This window comes from Candidatus Termitispirillum reticulitermitis, assembly GCF_054655775.1.
In genome coordinates, this window is sequence record NZ_BAAIHG010000167.1 from 1 (window position 1) to 1008 (window position 1008).

Sequence of the window (1008 nt, forward strand, 5' to 3'; positions counted from 1 at the left end):
CTACTTCGTCATACGATAACTTGCCACTGAGCACATCCTCTACCCCTTTAATCTTGCCATAACTTCCCACAATACATACCCCTAATAAAAAATATATGAGGGGCATTTTAACTTGTGCAATTACAAACTCATTTTTCGGCTTGCTTTATCGGCTGAAAAGTGGTAGGTTTGCAATTATGAGTGAAGTAAGTTTCTACATAGATGGCTTTAACCTATATCACAGTTTGAAGGACTTTGCCCCTGATTGCAGGTGGCTTGACTTATGGGCATTATGCTCAAAGTTTCTGAAACCTGATGAGGAGATAGTGGCAATTTATTACTTTACCGCTTACACTATGTGGAATGCTAGCAAGTTCAAGAAACACAAAGACTATGTGAAAGCTCTGCAATCTACTGGGGTCAAGCCCATATATGGCAAATTCAAGAAAGTAGATAGATACTGCAACCTGTGCCACCGCCAATACTCTACCCACGAGGAAAAACGAACTGATGTCAATGTCGCTCTATACCTCTTTGAATCGGCAATGAAAGACGAGTTTGACAAGGCGATAGTTGTGTCTGGCGATTCCGACCTTATCCCTTCCATAGAGATGATACAGCGGGACTTTCCCAATAAGAAAGTAGGGGTGCTTATTCCGTTAGGCAGGAAAGCTAAAGAAATTCAGAATGTGGCTGATTTTTCTCTAAAAATCACGAGAGAACATATAGAAAGCTCATTATTCCCTAAGAACGTTGAAGCCGTGTCTGCTCCTGAGAAGTGGTTGCCTACCAAGTAAAAAACCCATCTCCTACGAGATGGGGGCGATGAGCCAAGCCCATCGGGATGATAGGTATATTATATTATAATTTTTTTACTTTGTAAAGTATTTTTTAATTTTTGTAATTCCACAAGTTAAAATGCCCCTATTTAGGTGTTAAAGGTATGCTGTTTTCCGTTGTAGAATATAGAGAATGATTTATCAATGAATTCGCGGACGAGGACTTTGTTAACTCTAGGGGCGTGAACGG

General features: G+C 40.3%; 1 protein-coding gene. It reads left to right on the forward strand.

Annotated elements, in window-relative coordinates:
• Positions 1-176 precede the first annotated feature (176 nt).
• Positions 177-776 carry an NYN domain-containing protein gene (locus AC1MDJ_RS08035; RefSeq protein WP_479690396.1) on the forward strand — a complete coding sequence of 200 codons (600 nt, stop codon included), beginning with the start codon at positions 177-179 and terminating at the stop codon, positions 774-776.
• Positions 777-1008: the final 232 nt, after the last annotated feature.

Coding starts and splice junctions, on each gene's coding strand:
- AC1MDJ_RS08035 (WP_479690396.1), top strand. CDS start 177: ATGAGTGAAGTAAGTTTCTACATAGATGGCTTTAACCTATATCACAGT.